Annotated in this window: 17 protein-coding genes; 10 read left to right on the top strand and 7 right to left on the bottom strand. The window is 44.3% G+C overall.

Translation table 11 applies throughout. From position 1 onward, the window contains the following. The first annotated feature begins 73 nt into the window (after window positions 1-73). The 6 genes from rpmB to rpsT all read left to right on the top strand — a co-directional run bounded on the left by rpmB (window position 74) and on the right by rpsT (window position 3,632). The gene (gene rpmB / locus B143_RS0106215; RefSeq protein WP_008315714.1) at window positions 74-310 is read left to right on the top strand and encodes a 50S ribosomal protein L28; all 237 of its coding nucleotides are present in this window, start codon (window positions 74-76) and stop codon (window positions 308-310) included. An 11-nt stretch (window positions 311-321) separates the two neighbouring features. Beyond that, on the top strand, window positions 322-489 hold the full coding sequence (gene rpmG / locus B143_RS0106210; RefSeq protein WP_008315715.1) for a 50S ribosomal protein L33: 168 nt from the start codon (window positions 322-324) through the stop codon (window positions 487-489). A 135-nt stretch (window positions 490-624) separates the two neighbouring features. Further along, window positions 625-1,641, top strand: a complete 1,017-nt coding sequence (locus B143_RS0106205) for a methionine ABC transporter ATP-binding protein (protein WP_018122614.1) — start codon at window positions 625-627, stop codon at window positions 1,639-1,641. Between the two features lie 3 nt (window positions 1,642-1,644). Further along, the gene (locus B143_RS0106200) at window positions 1,645-2,382 is read left to right on the top strand and encodes a methionine ABC transporter permease (RefSeq protein ID WP_018122613.1); all 738 of its coding nucleotides are present in this window, start codon (window positions 1,645-1,647) and stop codon (window positions 2,380-2,382) included. Window positions 2,383-2,413: 31 nt separating this feature from the next. Then, window positions 2,414-3,187, top strand: a complete 774-nt coding sequence (locus B143_RS0106195) for a MetQ/NlpA family ABC transporter substrate-binding protein (RefSeq protein ID WP_018122612.1) — start codon at window positions 2,414-2,416, stop codon at window positions 3,185-3,187. Between the two features lie 178 nt (window positions 3,188-3,365). Continuing rightward, window positions 3,366-3,632 carry a 30S ribosomal protein S20 gene (rpsT, locus tag B143_RS0106190; protein WP_008315720.1) on the top strand — a complete coding sequence of 89 codons (267 nt, stop codon included), beginning with the start codon at window positions 3,366-3,368 and terminating at the stop codon, window positions 3,630-3,632. Window positions 3,633-3,740: 108 nt separating this feature from the next. Here the strand turns inward: rpsT and secA are convergent, their stop codons facing one another. Together secA and proB are read right to left on the bottom strand one after the other, a co-directional pair. Continuing rightward, the gene (gene secA, locus B143_RS0106185; RefSeq protein WP_018122611.1) at window positions 3,741-6,491 is read right to left on the bottom strand and encodes a preprotein translocase subunit SecA; all 2,751 of its coding nucleotides are present in this window, start codon (window positions 6,489-6,491) and stop codon (window positions 3,741-3,743) included. 67 nt (window positions 6,492-6,558) lie between these two features. Further along, window positions 6,559-7,668, bottom strand: coding sequence for a glutamate 5-kinase (gene proB, locus B143_RS0106180; protein WP_018122610.1), 1,110 nt, complete (start codon window positions 7,666-7,668; stop codon window positions 6,559-6,561). Between the two features lie 109 nt (window positions 7,669-7,777). Between proB and leuC the strand changes: the two genes are divergently transcribed. From leuC to alaS, 3 genes are read left to right on the top strand one after another with little or no spacing between them, the layout of a single operon-like run. Continuing rightward, the gene (gene leuC, locus B143_RS0106175) at window positions 7,778-9,178 is read left to right on the top strand and encodes a 3-isopropylmalate dehydratase large subunit (RefSeq protein ID WP_018122609.1); all 1,401 of its coding nucleotides are present in this window, start codon (window positions 7,778-7,780) and stop codon (window positions 9,176-9,178) included. Window positions 9,179-9,187: 9 nt separating this feature from the next. Further along, on the top strand, window positions 9,188-9,853 hold the full coding sequence (gene leuD / locus B143_RS0106170) for a 3-isopropylmalate dehydratase small subunit (RefSeq protein WP_018122608.1): 666 nt from the start codon (window positions 9,188-9,190) through the stop codon (window positions 9,851-9,853). Between the two features lie 27 nt (window positions 9,854-9,880). Continuing rightward, window positions 9,881-12,487 carry an alanine--tRNA ligase gene (gene alaS, locus B143_RS0106165; RefSeq protein WP_026165742.1) on the top strand — a complete coding sequence of 869 codons (2,607 nt, stop codon included), beginning with the start codon at window positions 9,881-9,883 and terminating at the stop codon, window positions 12,485-12,487. Window positions 12,488-12,550: 63 nt separating this feature from the next. Here alaS and B143_RS0106160 read toward each other — a convergent pair whose 3' ends face one another. Next, complete coding sequence (locus B143_RS0106160; RefSeq protein WP_343231741.1) at window positions 12,551-13,621, bottom strand: zinc-dependent alcohol dehydrogenase family protein; 1,071 nt, start codon at window positions 13,619-13,621, stop codon at window positions 12,551-12,553. A 300-nt stretch (window positions 13,622-13,921) separates the two neighbouring features. Between B143_RS0106160 and B143_RS0106155 the strand changes: the two genes are divergently transcribed. Continuing rightward, window positions 13,922-15,949 carry a TonB-dependent receptor domain-containing protein gene (locus B143_RS0106155; RefSeq protein ID WP_018122606.1) on the top strand — a complete coding sequence of 676 codons (2,028 nt, stop codon included), beginning with the start codon at window positions 13,922-13,924 and terminating at the stop codon, window positions 15,947-15,949. A gap of 71 nt (window positions 15,950-16,020) precedes the next feature. Here the strand turns inward: B143_RS0106155 and B143_RS0106150 are convergent, their stop codons facing one another. The 4 genes from B143_RS0106150 to gorA form a co-directional block, all read right to left on the bottom strand. Further along, window positions 16,021-16,536: a PAS domain-containing protein gene (locus B143_RS0106150; protein ID WP_008315730.1), complete on the bottom strand. Its 516-nt coding sequence runs from the start codon at window positions 16,534-16,536 to the stop codon at window positions 16,021-16,023. 108 nt (window positions 16,537-16,644) lie between these two features. Then, window positions 16,645-17,205: an L-threonylcarbamoyladenylate synthase gene (locus B143_RS0106145; RefSeq protein ID WP_018122605.1), complete on the bottom strand. Its 561-nt coding sequence runs from the start codon at window positions 17,203-17,205 to the stop codon at window positions 16,645-16,647. Window positions 17,206-17,208: 3 nt separating this feature from the next. Next, window positions 17,209-18,675, bottom strand: a complete 1,467-nt coding sequence (locus B143_RS0106140; RefSeq protein WP_008315732.1) for an inorganic phosphate transporter — start codon at window positions 18,673-18,675, stop codon at window positions 17,209-17,211. A gap of 56 nt (window positions 18,676-18,731) precedes the next feature. After that, window positions 18,732-20,069, bottom strand: a complete 1,338-nt coding sequence (gene gorA / locus B143_RS0106135; RefSeq protein ID WP_018122604.1) for a glutathione-disulfide reductase — start codon at window positions 20,067-20,069, stop codon at window positions 18,732-18,734. Window positions 20,070-20,076 lie beyond the last annotated feature (7 nt).

Genomic DNA, 20,076 nt, shown 5'->3' with positions numbered 1-20,076 from the left:
GACGTGTCTGTTTTTAAGGGCCGTCTTTGCGTTCCTCAAAGAATTTAATTTATTGAAATAGGTTATTTTAATTATGAGTAAAGTTTGTCAAGTCACTGGTAAAGCACCTGCTGTTGGGAACAACGTTTCTCACGCAAACAATAAAACTCGCCGTCGTTTTTTACCAAATCTTCACTCACATCGTATTTGGGTAGAAAGCGAACAGCGCTTTGTAACATTACGCGTAACATCTGCTGGTTTAAGAACTATCGATAAAAAAGGCATCGATGCTGTTCTTAAAGATATGCGTGCACGTGGTGAGAAAATCTAAGGAGCTTTATCATGGCAAAAGGTATCAGAGAAAAAATCAAATTAGTGTCAACGGCTGAAACTGGTCATTTTTACACTACAACTAAAAACAAAAGAACAACTCCTGAAAAATTAGAGTTCATGAAATATGATCCAGTTGTTCGTAAACACGTTTTATACAAAGAAGCACGTATTAAATAAGTTTACTTGTTTAAAAACACACAAAAGCAACCCTTGGGTTGCTTTTTTATTGCCGGAAAATCGTCTCATCTTCAAATTAACGCCGTATTATGCTAGATTGTGCGGTATCTTTTTAGACTGTAGATGATTCTATCCGTGATCACATTAGACCATATTTCAAAATCCTATCCGACTGCGAAAGGCGACATCATTGCCCTCTCAGACATCTCTTTGACCATTGAAGCCGGCGAAATCTTCGGTGTCATCGGGCACTCTGGCGCCGGCAAAAGTACATTGATTCGCTGCCTTAACTTATTGGAAAAGCCTTCAAGTGGCCACGTCATTTTAGATCAAGTGGATTTAACCACCTTAAGTAAACGAGAATTGATGCATGAACGCCGCAAAATCGGTATGATTTTCCAGCACTTTAATCTTTTCTCTAGCCAAACCATTTTTGACAACATTGCTTTTCCGCTTCGCTTAGAGAAAATGTCGAAATCTGAGATCAATGCCCGCGTCAACGAATTGCTAGAATTGGTGGGTTTAACAGAACATGCCAAAAAATACCCCGCGCAACTCTCTGGCGGACAAAAACAGCGCGTAGGGATCGCTAGAGCCCTCGCTAATAAGCCAAAAGTCCTATTGTGTGATGAAGCCACCTCTGCCCTTGATCCACAAACCACACAGTCCATTTTAGAGCTCCTACGCGAAATCAATCAAAAGCTCGGTTTAACCATTGTGCTCATCACCCATGAAATGGAAGTGATCCGTAAAATCTGCCATAAAGTGGGCGTCATTCATGCCAGTCAAATTGTGGAATGCGGCGCAGTTGAAGAGGTGTTTTTAAACCCTCAACACGAAGTGACCAAAGAGTTTATTTTAGACAATAGCCATTATGCTGAGCTTAAAGTTCATTTGAAAAATAGCCCAATGAAAGGGGCAAACCTTTATCAAATCACTTATTCAGGGGAAGATTCTTATCACCCACATTTAAGTGACATCATCAAATCCACCGGCGTGCATTTCTCAATCCTTTCTGGCAACATCAGCTACATTCGTGATTTGCCATATGGTCAATTGCTCGTGGCCTTAAATGGCAGTGCTGAGGTTCAGCAGCGCGCCTTAGAAGAATTTGCAGCGAAAAACATTCACACATTAGCGGTCACTTTATAAACTATGTCAAATCTCATCGAAACCTCTCTGTACACAGATTTCAAAGTATGGGCAGCGAATGCTCTTCAAGAATTCATCACGCCCTATTTTCCTAAAGTGAAAGTGAGCATGCTCTGGGAAGGCACCGAAGCCACCTTGCAAATGCTCTCCGCCTCTTGGGCATTGACCACCATTTTTGGCATCATGCTTGGGGTAATTTTATACCTCACCAGCCCAAAACAATTGATGCAAAATCGTGTGGTGTATCCGATTTTATCGATCTTCACCAATATTTTGCGCTCCATTCCCTTTTTGATTTTGATCATTTATCTATTGCCCTACACGAAAAATATTGTGGGCACCTCCTTCGGGGTCAAAGGTGCAATTGTGCCCTTAACCATTGGCGCGATTCCATTTTTTGCCAAATTGGTAGAAACAGCCCTTCGTGAAGTGGATCGCGGCATCATAGAAGCTGCCGTCAGTATGGGCACACCGATGCATAAGATCATTTTTTCTATCTTATTGCGTGAAGCACGCCCAAGCTTGATTGCAGGGGCAACCATTACAGGGATTCTTCTACTTTCCTTTACAGCAATGGCAGGCGTTGTTGGTGCAGGCGGACTCGGTGATTTAGCCACCCGTTTTGGCTTCCATCGCAATCAACCTGAAATTACCAATTTTGTGATTGTAATTATCATTATTATCGCGCAAACTATTCAATTAGTGGGGGATACATTCATGCGTCGCCTCACACGAAAATAACAATTGCCATCCAATATTTAGGAGTTTATTCATGAAGAAATTTGCAACAGCGCTTCTCATTTCTGCATTGCCATTTTTTGCCAATGCCAATGAAACCATCAAAGTGGCAGCATCTCCTGTGCCACATGCTGAAATTTTAGAACACGCGCAAACACTTGCCCCTAAAGATTTCAACATTGACGTGGTTGTGGTCACCGATTATGTGTTACCTAACATCATGCTCAACGAAGGCGAAGTCGATGCAAACTTCATGCAACATCAACCCTATTTAGATGAATTTAACAAAGCCAACGACATGACATTGGTGTCTGTGGGCGGCGTGCATTTAGAACCTTTAGGCGGCTACTCTAAAAAGATCAAAGATGTGAAAGACTTGCCACAAAATGGTAAAGTCGCCATTCCAAATGATCCCACCAACGGCGGTCGTGCTTTGATCTTATTGCACAACAATGGCGTGATCACATTGACAGATCCGACAAACATTTTAGCCACGATTCAAGACATCAAAGAGAATCCTAAAAACTTGTCGTTTGTAGAGCTTGAAGCGCCAATGCTTGCCCGCACCATCGATGAAGTGGATTTAGCCCTCATCAACACTAACTTTGCGTTAGATGCGGATTTAAATCCAGTGAAAGATGCTTTGATCATTGAAGACAAAAACTCACCTTATGTGAACATCGTTGTGGTCAAAGATGGCAACAATGAGAAAGAGAATGTCAAAGAACTCATGAAGATTCTTCACTCTGATGAGATGAAACAATTCATCGAAACAAAATATGAAGGCAGTATTTTACCTGCATTCTAATTTTGCAGAATATGCGCTATAATGATCCACAATAAGAGAGCTGCTCGCAGCTCTTTTTTTTCATTGAGCCACGTTGTCCGCTGTTTTAATCCGAAGCATGATTGACTTTTGCTTGGAAAAACAAGATAATGTTGCGTCTTATATTGTTTAAACTATTGGTTATATTTGGAGAATACCTTTGGCAAACTCAGCTCAAGCAAAAAAACGCGTACGCCAAGCGGAAAAAAGCCGTTTAGCAAATGCTTCATATCGTTCAATGACTCGTACTTATGTTAAGAAAGTATTGAAAGCGATCCAAGAAAATAACGTCACTGCTGCTCAAGATGCATTGAAAAAAGCACAAGGCGTTTTAGATCGCGCTTCTAACAAAGGCTTATTTCATAAGAAAACAACAGCTCGTTTAGTGAGCCGTTTGAACGCACGAATCAAAGCAATCGCTGCTTAATTCGAAATGCATTCAAAAGCCCTTTTTCAAGGGCTTTTTTATTGTCTGCCATTTATGCAAGCCATAAAAAATCCCGCAAAATGCGGGATTTTTCAATCATTTGACCAATTAGATTTTACCGTGGCAATGCTTATACTTTTTACCAGAACCGCATGGACATTCATCATTGCGGCCAACGGCGCTGAAGTCTAAACCTAACGCATCCATCACGTTATTTTGCTCTGGCGCTTGAACCTCATTAGAAACACCGGCATCACTGAATGAACGTTGCATCAATACTTCTGTTTCTTCATCTGAATTTTGCAAAGCTTCAATGGTTTTGGCATCTTCTTCTGTCACTTTTGGCAACTCGATCGTCAAACGGCTCAAGAAACCAATCGTTTCATAGTAAATGCGATCAAGCATCATCTCAAACATTTCAAAGGCTTCGCGCTTATATTCTTGCTCAGGACGTTTTTGTGCATAGGCACGCAATTGAATGCCTTGGCGTAAATAATCCATCGCCGCTAAATGATCTTTCCAGTTGCGATCTAATAACTGTAACAACACATTTTTCTCAAAGGCTTTGAAGTTCTCTTGATCCACAATGGAGATCTCTTCGCCCGTATCAGGCAATGTGATGTATTGCTTATTGCGATATGCTTTTTGATTCATCTCAATTAAGCGTGCGACCACACCTTCATAATCAAGCGTGTCATCCTCTTTGAGCCAATCTTCAAGCTTCACATCCATCATAAAGTCACGAGACAATTTTGCCTCTAAGCCTTCCATATCCCACTGTTCAGGGAATGATTGTGGCGGAATGTGTTTAGCCACAAGCTCACGGAACACTGTTTCACGAATTGCATCAATGGCAGGACCCACATCCGATGCCGCTAAAATGTCATCGCGCTGCTGATAGATCACTTTACGTTGATCATTGGCCACGTTGTCATATTGCAATAAGTTCTTACGAATCTCAAAGTTATGACCTTCCACTTTGCGCTGAGCATTTTCAATCGAGCGGCTGATCCATTTATGTTCTAACGGAATGCCATCGCCCATGCCAAGCTTTTTCATCATGTTGTAAGCTGAAGGCGAAGTGAAGATGCGCATCAAGTTATCTTCTAATGAAAGATAAAAACGTGATGAGCCCACATCCCCTTGACGACCCGCACGGCCACGCAACTGATTGTCAATGCGGCGGGATTCATGGCGCTCTGTCCCGATGATGTGTAAACCACCTTTAGATAACACATCATCATGGCGTTTTTGCCATTCTGCCTTCATCGCTGCACGCTCTGCAGCGGTGGCATCCGGATAAGCTTCCATTTCCATCTCAAAGTTACCGCCAAGCACGATGTCCGTACCACGACCGGCCATATTGGTGGCAATCGTCACCGCACCCGGTTTACCAGCTGCACCCACAATATAAGCTTCGCGCTCATGCTGTTTTGCGTTCAACACTTCATGCTGAATGCCGCGCGCATTGAGCATCTCTGCCAATAATTCTGACACTTCAACAGACGCCGTTCCCACTAACACAGGTTGCCCTGCTTCGCAGCACGCTTCGATGTCTTTAATGATGGCTTCATATTTCTCGCGCTGCGTTAAGAAGATTAAATCCCCATAATCTTTACGCTGAATGACTTTATTGGTTGGAATCACCACAACTTCTAAGCCATAAATTTCTAAAAGCTCTGGCGCTTCTGTATCGGCTGTCCCCGTCATCCCGGACAATTTTTTATAAATTCTAAATAAATTCTGGAACGTGATGGATGCCAATGTTTGATTTTCAGGTTTGATCGGCACGCCCTCTTTTGCTTCAATGGCTTGATGCAAGCCATCTGACCAGCGACGTCCTGCCAATGTGCGGCCTGTGTGCTCATCGACAATGATGATTTCATTGTTTTTAATCAAATACTCCACATCGCGGCGGAATAAATGATGCGCGCGCAAGCAGCTGTCTAAATGATGATACAATTTTAAGTTATTGGCATCATATAAGCTTTCACCTGCTTTGAGTAAACCTGCTTCCACCAATAAATTTTCAGCATGTTCATGGCCCACTTCTGTCAATAACACTTGGCGATCTTTTTCATTGATCGTAAAGTCATTGTCGCCATTGGCATCGGCTTTTTTCAAATAAGGCACGATCTCATTGATGGCTTTGTATAAATCTTCCGAACCTTCCGCAGGGCCTGAAATGATGAGTGGCGTTCTCGCTTCATCGATCAAGATGGAATCCACCTCATCGATCACCGCAAAGTTCAATGGACGCTGTACTTTATGTTCAGGATCAAAGCTCATGTTATCGCGAAGGTAATCAAAGCCGATTTCATTGTTCGTACAATAAGTGATGTCCGCTTCATAGGCTGATTTCTTCTCATCTGGCGCTTGATCAGACACCACAACGCCCACACTTAAACCCATCCAACGATAGAGCTTACCCATCCAGGCGGCGTCACGTTTTGCTAAGTAATCATTGACGGTCACAACGTGCACGCCCTTGCCTTCTAATGCATTTAAATACACAGCAAGAGTTGCCACCAATGTTTTACCTTCACCGGTGCGCATTTCAGCGATTTTGCCTTGATGCAATACAATCCCGCCGATCATTTGCACATCATAATGGCGCATGCCCATCACGCGGCTACTTGCTTCACGCAATGTGGCAAACGCCTCAGGCAAGAGCTTATTTAAAGACTCGCCATTTTGAATGCGCTCACGAAACTTGATGGTTTGTTGTTGTAACTCTTCATCCGTCATCGCTTGCATTGTCGGCTCAAGCGCATTGATTACTTTAACAGTCTTCTGAGCCTCTTTTACCAAGCGATCATTTCGGGTTCCAAAAATCTTTTTTGCAATCGCACCAAACATGGCTGTCCTTCTAATAATAAATATGAATTAACGGGGCATTTTAACGTATTTTGACGTCAAAAAGAACTTATTGATGGGATACCCAATTGTTTCTATGAATAATCTCTTCAGAAATCACATAACCAAGTTTATTAATGATGTCACTTGATGGCGTTTTCAAGAGCTTTTTCACTTCTTGTGAATGATAAGTAGATAAACCGCGCCCTAATTCTTCACCCGCCTCATTTAAACAGGCAATGATCTCCCCGCGTTGAAACTCACCATTGACGGCAATGACGCCAATCGGTAACAAACTTTTCTTATGCGCCATCAAGGCTTTTTCTGCCCCTTTGTCCACCACAACGCTGCCAAGCACATGGGCTTGATTGAGAATCCAACGTTTTTTCGCCGCCATGGTTGTATCTTCTGGCTCAAATTGCGTGCCGATCTCTTCATGATTGGCCACACGCAACAAACCGTTGTCCGCTTTACCATACACAATGTAAGTTTGCGTGCCGCTTGTGGCAGCCTTTTGTGCCGCCTTCACTTTCGTGTACATGCCGCCTTTCCCTAAGCTGCCGCCTTCTGGGCTGGCCATGTCCAATAAAGATGGATCCATCGCACGCACATGATGAAGCAGCTTCGCATCACTATTTTTACGCGGATCTTTATTATATAAGCCTTGTTGATCCGTCAAAATGATGTAAGTATCGGCTTCAATGAGGTTGGCAACTAAAGCGCCGAGCGTATCATTGTCCCCAATGCAAAACTCATCGTAGGAAACGGTGTCATTTTCATTGATGATGGGCACTACATTGTGATGGATCAGTGCATTAAGGGTGGCACGAATGTTTAAATAGCGGGTGCGATCCAATGCATCTTCATGAGTCAATAAGACTTGAGCTGCAGTCAATTGATGCTTTTGCAAAGCCATTTGCCACGCTTCCACAAGTTTTGCTTGCCCAACAGCTGCCGCCGCTTGCAACTCACTTAACTCTGTGGGTCTTGATGTCCACCCTAAACGCTTCATCCCTGCGGCCACCGCCCCTGATGAAACCACCACAATCTGATAACCTTTTGCCTGTAATTGTGCAATTTGCGATGCATAATCATCGAGCAAAGAATAGTCAATCCCAACACCGCCATTGGTGATCATGGCGCTGCCAATTTTAATTACCCAAAGAGTTTCTTTTTCCATACAATTCATATTATGATGTCTAGTTCGTGAGCAAATTAATTTGCATAAAAAGATAAGATTTGTTACGAGATTATCATAGCAGGATGTTTAATTTTAGGGGAGTTTTAAAATGGCCAAAACGCTTTACGATAAATTGTGGGATGCCCACGTTGTGCGCACAGAAGAAGACGGCACCGCTTTATTGTATATTGATCGACACATCATCCATGAAGTCACCAGTCCTCAAGCATTTGAAGGGCTGCGACTGGCAGGACGCGACCTTTGGCGTAAAAACTCCATCATTGCAACACCTGATCACAATACGCCAACCACACCGGGTTTTACGACGATTGATGATCCCATCTCTAAATTACAGGTGGACACTTTAGATCAAAATGCTCGTGCTGCCGGCGTCACCTATTTTCCAGTGGGCGACATTCGTCGCGGCATTGTCCATGTTGTGGGCCCTGAACAAGGCGCCACATTACCGGGGATGACTGTGGTGTGTGGCGACTCTCACACAGCAACCCATGGCGCATTTGGCGCACTTGCCTTTGGCATTGGCACCAGCGAAGTGGAACATGTGATGGCAACATGCTGCTTAGTACAAAAGAAATCTAAAGCCATGAACATCATTGTCGAAGGGCAATTGCAAGCCGGCGTGACGGCAAAAGACATCGTCCTTGCCATCATCCGTGAAATTGGCACATCAGGTGGGACAGGTTACGCCATTGAATTTTCAGGCTCTGCCATCCGAAGTTTATCGATGGAAGGCCGCATGACCATTTGTAACATGGCGATTGAAGCCGGCGCGCGCGTTGGCATGGTGGCTGTGGATGACACCACATTAGAATTTGTGAAAAATCGTCCGCTCTCACCAAAAGGCGAGATGTGGGATCAAGCGGTGGCTTATTGGAATACCTTACATTCTGATGAAGGCGCGCAATTTGATCATGTGGTGCGTTTAAATGCCAACGAGATCAAACCGCAAGTGAGCTGGGGCACGAGCCCTGAAATGGTCATTGCCATTGATGAGTGCATTCCTGATCCTGCCAAAGAGCATGATCCGGTAAAACGCTCAGGGATGGAAAAAGCTTTGGCCTACATGGATTTAACGGCCAACATGCCATTATCTGCCATTCCTTTAACCAAAGTATTCATTGGTTCTTGCACCAACTCGCGCATTGAAGATCTGCGTGAAGCGGCGGCTGTGGCCAAAGGCAAAAAAGTGGCACCGAACATTTTACAAGCCATGATTGTGCCAGGTTCAGGCTTAGTCAAAGCACAAGCGGAAGCCGAAGGCTTAGATAAAATCTTCACGGAAGCGGGCTTTGAATGGCGCGAACCCGGTTGTTCTATGTGTTTAGCCATGAATAATGATCGCTTAAATCCTGGCGAACACTGCGCTTCGACCTCTAACCGCAATTTTGAAGGTCGTCAAGGTGCTGGCGGACGCACACATTTAGTGAGCCCTGCCATGGCAGCCGCTGCTGCAATTGCTGGCCATTTTGTTGATGTTCGTACGTTATAAGGAGATCCCATGAAACCATTCACCACTCATCAAGGCATTGCCGTCGCCATCGATCGCCCGAACATCGACACGGATGCCATCATCCCAAAACAATTTTTAAAATCCATCAAACGCTCAGGCTTTGGCGTGAATCTATTTGATGAATGGCGCTATTTAGATGTTGGCGCGCCAGGCATGGAGAACAGCACGCGCCCAATCAATCCTGATTTTTCACTCAATCAAGCCCGTTATCAAGGCGCCTCCATTTTAGTGGCCCGTGAAAACTTTGGTTGTGGCTCTTCTCGTGAGCATGCCGTTTGGGCATTGGATGATTACGGTTTTCGTGCCGTCATTGCGCCAAGTTATTCAGACATCTTTTTTAACAACTGTTTCAAAAATGGTGTGTTACCGATTGTGCTCTCGGCAGAAGATGTTGATATAATCATTGAACTGATTCATCAGCATGAAGGCTTAGAGATCATCATTGATCTGCCATCACAGCAACTCATTTGTCAACTCGATGGGAAAGGATTACACTCACCGTTCACTTTTGATGTGGATGCGTTCCGTAAATATTGCTTGCTCAATGGTTTTGACGACATTGGTCTGACCCTTCAACACACAGATGACATCAAAGCTTATGAAGAGCGCATGAAACAAAAAACCCCATGGGTCTTTATGGATCACGCTCTGTAACTTTTAATTAAACCTTTGTATATTTTTATGAAAACTACTGAAATACGCCGAAAATTTTTAGACTTCTTTGCTTCAAAAGGGCACACAGAAGTCGCTTCAAGTTCATTGGTTCCGCATAATGACCCAACGTTGCTCTTTACGAACGCGGGCATGAACCAGTTTAAAGACCTATTTTTAGGCTTAGAAAAGCGCGACTATGTGCGTGCAACAACCTCTCAACGCTGCGTGCGTGCCGGTGGTAAACACAACGACTTAGAAAACGTAGGTTTTACTGCGCGCCATCATACATTTTTCGAAATGTTAGGGAACTTCAGTTTCGGCGATTATTTCAAAAAAGAAGCCATCAACTTTGCGTGGGAACTCCTCACAAAAGTGTATGGTTTTCCGGCTGAGAAATTAACCGTTACCGTTTTCCACAACGATGATGAAGCTTATGACATCTGGAAAGATGAGATTGGCGTCCCTGCTGAGCGCATCATTCGCATTGGCTTAAAAGAGGATGGCAGCTCAGATAACTTCTGGCAAATGGGTGACACAGGCCCATGCGGACCTTGTTCTGAAATTTTCTATGATCACGGTGAGCACATCTGGGGTGGCCCTCCGGGTTCTCCTGAAGAAGATGGCGACCGCTTCATCGAAATCTGGAACTTGGTATTCATGCAATTTAACCGCGATGAAGCCGGTGTATTGCATCCATTGCCAAAACCTTCTGTTGATACAGGCATGGGCTTAGAGCGCTTATCGGCGGTGTTACAGCATGTTAATGACAACTATGACATCGATCTTTTCCAAACCTTGATCAAAGCGGCTGCAACTGCAACGGGTTGCACAGATCTTAAACACAACTCATTGAAAGTCATCAGCGATCACATTCGCTCTGTGGCCTTCTTAATTGCCGATGGTGTGTTGCCTTCGAATGAAGGCCGTGGCTATGTGCTTCGCCGCATCATTCGCCGCGCTGTGCGTCATGGTTATAAACTCGGCCAAAAAGGTCTATTCTTCCACACATTGGCAAAAACTTTAGCGGATGTGATGGGTGATGCATACCCTGAATTGATCGAAAAACAAGCGCACATTGAAGCCGCCATTAAGCAAGAAGAGATGCGCTTTGCAGAAACTCTGGAAAATGGTTTGAAACTGTTAGAAGCGGACATTAAAGCCCTCAATGGTGCCACAACCATTTCTGGCGAAACGATCTTTAAATTGTATGATACTTACGGCTTCCCTGTTGATTTAACCAATGACATTGCCCGCGAGCAACAATTGGCCCTCGATATGGATGGCTTTGAAGCGTGCATGGAAGAACAACGTGCCCGCGCCCGTGCCGCGAATCAATTCAGCGCAGAAAAAACAGTCGCCATTGATTTAAGCAAACCGGTTGAATTTGTGGGTTATACAGAAAATCATTTAGACACAGTGATCCTAGAGTTGGCCAAAGATGGCGAATTGGTGGATGCATTGTCAGAAGGCGATCACGGCATTGTGGTGCTTGAACGCACACCTTTTTATGCTGAATCTGGCGGCCAAGTGGGCGACCATGGTGCGATCTCCATTGGTGAGAATCTATTCATCGTAGAAGATACGAAAAAGCAAGGTGATGCCATTTTACATTTTGGTCACATGAGCCGTGGTTCATTGACAAAAGCTGCCACTGTGCATGCGAAAATTGATGAAAGCTATCGCAATGACATTCGTAAAAATCACTCTGCCACGCATTTATTGCATCATGCCTTACAAGCTGTTTTAGGCGATCACGTTGAGCAAAAAGGCTCAATGGTGACCTTTAACCGTTTGCGCTTTGACTTCTCTCACAATGCAGCGATTCCATTAGAGGTATTGCAAGCCATTGAATCTCATGTCAATGCTGCCATCATCGCGAATGAAGCGGTAGCCATTGAAGTGATGCCCATTGATGATGCGAAAGCAAAAGGCGCAATGGCGCTCTTTGGTGAAAAATATGGTGACAATGTGCGCGTGGTTGAAATGGGTCATTCCATCGAACTTTGCGGCGGTACACATGTGGCGCGCACAGGTGACATCGGTCAATTTAAGATTTTATATGAAACAGGCATTGCCTCTGGCGTTCGCCGAATTGAAGCCACCACAGGTTTACATGCGCTTGCCATTACGCAAGAATCTGAGCGTTTGATCGCCACATTGTCTGAACTCTTTAAATCCACGCCTGAGCAGCTTGTCACTAAATCTGAGCAAACATTGGCAGATTTAAAAGCCTCTGATAAAGCATTGCAACAAGCAAAATCAAAACTTGCCTTAGCGTCAAGTGGCGAATTGTTGGCTAATGCTGATGTCATCAATGATGTGAAAGTGATCATTGCCCATGTGCCTGACGTTGAAACCAAAATGCTGCGCGAATTGGCAGATAAATTGCGTGATCAATCTCAAGGCATCGTGTTGTTAGGCTCTGCTGTGGATGGTAAAGCAACTTTGGTTGCCGCCATTGAGAAATCATTGACCGCTAAAGTGAAAGCCGGTGACTTTGTGAATGTTGCCGCTGCCATTGTTGGCGGTAAAGGCGGCGGTCGCCCTGATTCTGCAACCGCAGGTGGTCAGCATGGTGATAAAGTGGATGACGCTTTAGCCGCGGCATCCACTTGGATTAAAGCACAACTTTAATTCTCCATCATTCAGTTGAAATGAAAAAAGCGGGCATTGCCCGCTTTTTTATTGATGACATCATTAATAGTTGATGATCACTTTCATCGCCTTTTCATTGGCAGCATTTTTAAAGACTTTATAGGCATGCTCAAGATCATCAAATTTAAAATGATGGGTGATCATTTTATCTAATGGCAATTTACCTGAGCAGCAAGTTTTGAGCAGCATGTCTGTTGTGTTTGCATTGACTAAACCTGTGGTGATTTTCAGGTTTTTGATCCACAGTTTTTCAAGGGCAAAACTCACCGATTGACCATGCACGCCAACGTTGGCAATGTTGCCGCCCTCTTTCACCACATGTTGGCACACATCCCACGTTTCAGGAATGCCGACCGCTTCAATCGCACAATCAACGCCGCGTCCGCCAGTCTCTTTTAAAATGCGCGCAATGGGCTCTTCTTTCCCTGAATTGATCACCATTGTTGCACCCATGTCGAGCGCCATGTCTAAACGGTTTTCATCCATATCCACCACAATGATTTCACTTGGGGAATAGAGTTGTGCGGTTAACAATGCCGCCATGCCAATGGGACCTGCGCCCACAATCGCGACTGTGTCACCGGGTTTAACATCACCATATTGCACGCCAATTTCATGGGAAGTTGGCAATGCATCTGACAAGAGCACCGCCACATTTTCATCTAAGGCTTCTGGCAGATGATATAAGGATGTGTCCGCAAACGGCGTGCGCACATATTCAGCTTGCGTGCCATCGATCATATAACCCATGATCCAACCGCCGCCATTTAAACAGTGAGCATAGAGCTGTTTTTGGCAATTTTCACAGGTGCCGCAGCGAGAGACACAAGAAATGATCACCTCATCGCCCACTTTAAAATTTTTCACCGCGCTGCCCACTGCTTCCACAATGCCAATGCCTTCATGGCCTAAAATTCGGCCATTGAATGCGCCTGTTTTTTCTTTGGCAGTGGACTCAATTTCTGGGTTTTTGCCCTTCATGATGCCTAAATCTGTACCACAGATGGTGGTTTTGGTTAAACGTATAATTGCATCTGTCGGCTCGATGATTTTAGGTTTAGGGCGTTCTTCAAATCGCAAATCATTTTCACCGTAATACACCATTGCTTTCATTGTTTCTGTCATGACTAATCCTCCTATTTTTAGATTAATTGACTGAGATGAGTCTTGTGATTCTTCGGGACGAATCGATTGCATGACTCTTAGAATTAGCACAATTTTCAGTCAGATTCAAATTTATCCATTGAATGGGACATCCTAAGTTCACTTAAAATTCAGTCATTTGTGATAATCATCCTAAAAGCGAATGATTGATGTTTACAAAAGTAAACCATTATTCATTTGACTATTATTTCTATTTGATAATAATTATCATTCAAATATGAAAACAATGTTATCAATCAAAGGATCATTATGCCCACATTTAACCCACGCAAAAGCTTAATGGCATGTGCTGTCATTGCTGTTCTCTCCCCTGCTGCTGCACAAGTGAACGAAACTTTAGATGATTTAAACAATTACTCTGACGAAACTTCTATCATTGACCTCTCAAAAGTGGTGGTCACTGCCGGTGGTTTTAGCCAAGAAGTGAAAAGTGCACCAGCCTCCATCTCTTTGGTGTCTAAAGAAGCCTTAGACAATGCACCCTTTCGTGATGTGACCGATGCCATTAAAGATGTGCCCGGTGTTGTCATTACAGGGGGCGGCGCGAGCCAAGACATCAGCATTCGCGGCATGGCACCACAATACACATTGATGATGGTGGATGGTAAACGTCAAAACTCCCGCGGTTCTCGCCCAAACAGCGATGGCTCTGGCATTGAGCAAGGCTGGATTCCACCCTTAGCCGCCATCGAGCGCGTTGAAGTGGTGCGCGGCCCAATGTCTTCTCGTTATGGTTCAGATGCCATGGGCGGCGTTGTGAATGTCATCACCAAAAAAATCACCGATCAATGGATGGGCAATGTGCGCGCCGATTACACAGTGCAACACAATTCTGATCAAGGCAATTATGGCAACACAGAATTTTATTTAAATGGCCCGCTCATTAAAGAGACGTTAGGTTTGCAAGTGTATGGCAAATACAGCCATCGTAAAGAGGACAAACACCTTGAAGAGACCCCCGGACGTGATTTGACCAACATTGGCGGTAAACTCACAATCGTACCTGTTAAAGGTCAAACCTTTGAGCTTGAAGCAGCCACAAGCACACAAAAGCGCATTTATCATGTGGGCAAAACCTTAGCGGAAGGTTATGAGAATAAAAAAACAGGTCAATGGATCAAAAACGAAGATAAAACAGAAAAATATACCCGTGATAACTTTTCCGTGCGTTATTTAGGTGAGTTTGACAATGGCATCACCAGTGATTTGTTGATTGCCCATGAGAAAAATAACAACACCACGCGTAAAATGATCGTAAAAAATACGGAAGTCTCCGGCAATGTGATCATTCCGATCGCCACACATACTGTGACGGTTGGCGCACAATATCGTGATGAAAAACTCACAGACAGTAACAACCAATTGAAAAAATCTGTCAATAACATCTCCCGTAAAAGCTATGCCATTTTTGTGGAAGATGAATGGTGGATTTTAGATAACTTTGCCCTAACCGCAGGCGTGCGTTATGAGCATGATGAAAACTATGGCGGCGAAGTGACACCACGTTTATATGCGGTATGGAACATTGATGATGCTTGGACATTAAAAGGCGGCATCTCTTCTGGTTATCGCACGCCAAACATTCGTCAAGCAGTGGCTGACTGGGGTCATGGCACCGGCGGCCCTGGCGGCAATGGCGTGATTTTGGGCAATCCTGATCTTAAACCTGAGAAATCTTTAAACTATGAAGTGAGCTTAAACTTCTCACCAAATGATCAATTGAGCTTAGATGCCACAGTGTTCTACACCAAATTTAAAGACAAAATCCAAGAAATCACCGTATGTAAAATTGGTGATGCATGTGATCATGGCTTTAGATTCATCAACACTAATCAAAACGTAGACACTGCAAAACTCTATGGTGCAGAGCTTTCTGCACAGTGGTATCCGGTGGATACTGTTAAATTATCCACCAGCTACACCTACAATAAAACGGAACAAACCAGTGGCATCCATAAAGGTAAACCGTTAAATCGCATTCCTAAGCATGTCTTTAATCTCCATGCTGATTGGCAAATGACGGAAAAATCCAACCTTTGGACACAAGTCAATTACCGTGGTAAAGAGATCGAAACCAGTGGCCGCAGCAAAAAAGGGATCGACTACGTTTATCCTGATTACACCACATGGGATCTTGGCGGATCTTACCAAGTGACGAAAGATGCCAGCCTCTTTGCCGGCGTCTATAACATCACCAATCAACGTGTGAACCAAGACACTTATGGTAAAAACCTAGATGGCCGCCGTTATTGGTTGGGTATGAGCATCAACTTCTAAACATTCTTAGCCACAAAAAAGCCCAATGTGAATTGGGCTTTTTTTATGACTCTTGTTTAATGGGCTGTTGATTACTCTGCCGCCCACAATTTAGCAATGGTTTCCAAGGTTTGGTTCACCCCTTCTTGCGAAGGCTTACGGCGCACAGATGTGTATGCAATGATGTGACCATCATCATAGTTTGGGCTAGCGGTTGCATACACCCAATAATAACGACCATCTTTACGCAAATTCTTCACAAATCCACGCCAAGGCTGACCCGATTGCACAGTGTTCCATAAATCTTGAAAGATCACAGGTGGGACATCCGGATGACGCAAAATCGAATGCGGCGAGCCAATGAGCTCTTCTTCTGTCCATGCGGACATGTCCACAAACGCTTGGTTCGCATGCGTGATGATGCCATCGGTATTGGTGCGCGAAACAATCAAGCGACCATCAGGATATGGAACCTCTTCATCCACCACATAAATGCGGCGCGTTGATCCATCGTAATAGGTCAAGGTTTTCTCTTCATACTCTGTGACACCTTCTGGCAAATCAGAGAGTTCCATATTCGGGGGAGTTTTATAATCTAAATTTGTCATTGTGCTTCCTTTATGGTTTTCCATCAATTGGGGCTATTATGCCGCACTCAATTCAATCATAAACGCAAAAGGTTTTATTTTCTGCACAATTTTGATAGGAATCAAAATTTAGACGCGGTAAACCTCACCTGTCACCACATGCTGAATCTTTGTGGCTTGCGGAAGCCCGCCTAATTGACCATCAACCACGCCAAAGATGAATGGATGATCAAAAGCCAATGCATCTTCTTTCGTTAAAATGGAAGGCTCACCTTGGGCATTTGCACTCGTGGAAATCAGCGGTGCGCCCAATTGTTCACACAAAGCACGTGCGGTGGCATGTGTGGTTAAACGCACAGCTAAATCATCAGAATCGCCGGACAACTCAATCGGGCACTTTTCGGTTTTAGGCACCAACCATGTGTGATGAAAGCCGTAGTCTAATGTCTTCATGCGTTCTTTTTGCTCTTCGGTTAATGGAATGATCCAATCGTCTAAACGAGATAAATCATCCACCAATACGATGAGCCCTTTGTTTAAAGGGCGCCCTTTGATGGCACAGATTTTTTTGGCCAACTCAACATTGCGCGCATCGCCACCGATGCCATAAACGCCCTCTGTGGGGTAGACAATGATCTCTTGAGCGATCAGTGCCGCAGCCCCTTCTTCAACTGTTAATAATTTGTTCATAATCTAGATAAATAAATGGTTACCAATGTAATACAGTCCAAAGGCTAAAATGATGGACACAGGCAATGTTAATACCCAAGCCATCAAAATGCTTCGAACTGTGGAGGCCTGTAGGCCAGATTTATTGGCCACCATTGTCCCTGCAACGGCACTTGATAGAATATGTGTCGTAGAAACGGGTAAACCAAAATAACTGGCAGATGCAATCGACACACCTGCGGTAATTTGAGCACTCATGCCTTGAGCATACGTCATCTCTTTTTTACCGATTTTACCGCCCACAGTATTCACAACACGGCGCCAGCCAATCATGGTGCCACAACCAAGTGCCACAGCCACCGCCAAAATCACCCAAATGGGTGCGTATTGTGTTGTTTTTGTTAAATCTTTGGAAATGCTCTTGTACGTTTGACGATCCGCGCTTGATAACTCATCGGCGTGCTCTAATTTCTTAGAGATATTACCAAGACACAACACTTCATTGCGCACCGCCCAACGTTGATCCGTATCTAATTGACTGTAACTGGTGATGCCATTTAATAAACCCACCAATTTATCCGCATGCTTCACCATTTCTGATGGCTCACAGCTGAATAACGTTTTCATCTCGTGCGTGGGTTTCGGGAAAATTTGCTCCATCACCTCTTTGTTTTTATCATATGACGTCACAATCAATTGTGCGGCAACTTTTGTTTGCTGAATGTCATAGACGTTTGAATTCATGTTCACCACAAATTGCGCTGGCACGATGCTAAAAAGGACAAGCATCACAAGGCCAATGCCCTTTTGACCATCGTTTTGACCATGGGCAAAACTCATGCCCATTGCCGAACACACCAAACAAAAGCGCGGCCAAAATGGCGGACGTTTTTTCTTCTCAATGTTGTGACGAATGTGCGGGGTTTTGTGAATGTTGCTTTTTGGCTTCCATTTTAACAATAGAATCATGAATAAGCCGGCAATCCCCGCCCCAATGATGGGTGAGAATAAGAGGGAGAAAAAGACATCCCAAGCTTTGTGCCAGTTCACGCCTTCCACTAAAGAGCCATGCTCAATCAAAGCATTGGCCAAACCCACACCTAAAATTGAACCGATCAAGGCGTGCGAGCTCGATGCCGGAATGCCAAAGAACCATGTGCCTAAGTTCCAAATGAGCGCCGCAATCAAGAGTGAAAAGATCATCACCAAACCTTTTGTGGAGTTTGCCGTTGCCAATAATTCCATCGGCAATAGATTCACAATGGCATATGCCACTGCTAAGCCACCAAAGGCCACCCCTAAAAAGTTAAATATGCCCGATAAAAAAACCGCCATCCCTGGCTTCATGGATTTGGTGAAAATCACTGTAGCTACGGCATTGGCGGTATCATGGAATCCATTGACAAACTCAAAAGCTAACACCAGCCCAACGGACCCAATCAATATCGCGATTAACTGCCAATCAATCCCTGAGAAGAATTCTGCGAACATAAAAAAGCTCTTTTAACTACGAAAAGAGCTATTGTAATACAAAATGAATTTTAAGTTTAGCGCATTGTGACCAATTCTTCTGCGGAAGTTGGGTGAAGGGCCACTGTATCATCAAAATCTTGTTTCGTAGCACCCATACGCACCGCAACTGCAAAGCCTTGGAGCATTTCATCCACTTGTGGACCAAACAAATGCACGCCCACAACTTTTTCATTCTCGCCTGCCACAATGAGTTTCATGGCTGTTTTGACAGGGTTTGGCGTAAAGCTTGAATACATCGATGTGAAAGATGTGGTGTAACACTTAATGGCATCTTCACCATATTGGGCTTTGGCCTCTTTTTCCGTCATGCCCACAGTGCCAATCGGCGGATGAGAAAAGACAATGCTCGCAATGTTCTCATACGGTAAGTATCTGCCCTCTTTGCCACCATATAAACGATCCGCTAAACGGCGCGCTGCAGCAATGGCCACTGGCGTCAATGGGAATTTACCCGTGATGTCACCTAACGCAAACACACCTTTAACATTCGTTTCTTGGAATTGATCTGTGGGAATCACGCCATCTGCTTCAACGATGACAGAGGTATTTTCCAAACCAATGTCATCAGTATTTAAATCACGGCCAATTGCCCAAATGACAGTGTCCACTTCAATCGCGCCATGATTAGAGATCACAGCAATGCCATTGTCTCTTTGCTCTAATGCTTCAATTGCTGAATTTGTATGTAAATGAACCGTTTTTTCTAGTTCTAACTTCAATTCATCGGTCACAAAGTCATCAAAGCTGCGAAGCACATTGTCATGACGACAGAATAAATGAGATTCAGAACCTAAACCATGCATCAACTGTGCAATTTCAACCGCGATGTAGCCTGCACCAATGACAGCAATGCGTTTAGGTTGTGTTTCTAAGGCAAAGAAATCATCGGATGTGATGCCAAGTTCAGCGCCTTTCACATCAGAAGGCACACGTGGACGACCACCTGTTGAAATCACAATGTGATCTGCGGTGTATTGCTTGCCATCGACTTCAATGGTGTGATCATCCACAAATTTAGCCGCACCTTCCACATAATCGATGCCTAAGGATTCAATGTAACCACCGTACCAACCGGTGATGCCGTTGATGTAACCATCGCGCTTTTCCTTCAATGCAGCCCATGAAAAGCCTTTGTAATCCACATCAAAGCCATAACCTATCGCATTGTGAATGGTGTCTGCCACGTGGGATGCATTCCACATGATTTTCTTTGGCACACAGCCCACATTCACACATGTACCGCCCACAGTGCCTTTTTCAATCACTAAACATTTTGCGCCATAACTTGCTGCGCGCTCCACAACGGAGATGCCGCCGGAACCGGCACCAAGGGCAATCACATCATATTTCATTCTCTAT

It is taken from the genome of Wohlfahrtiimonas chitiniclastica DSM 18708 (assembly GCF_000375345.1).
GTDB classification, from domain to species: Bacteria; Pseudomonadota; Gammaproteobacteria; order Cardiobacteriales; family Wohlfahrtiimonadaceae; genus Wohlfahrtiimonas; species Wohlfahrtiimonas chitiniclastica.
The sequence above is the reverse complement of the archived record's forward strand: the minus strand, read 5'-3'. Positions and strand labels throughout refer to the sequence as shown.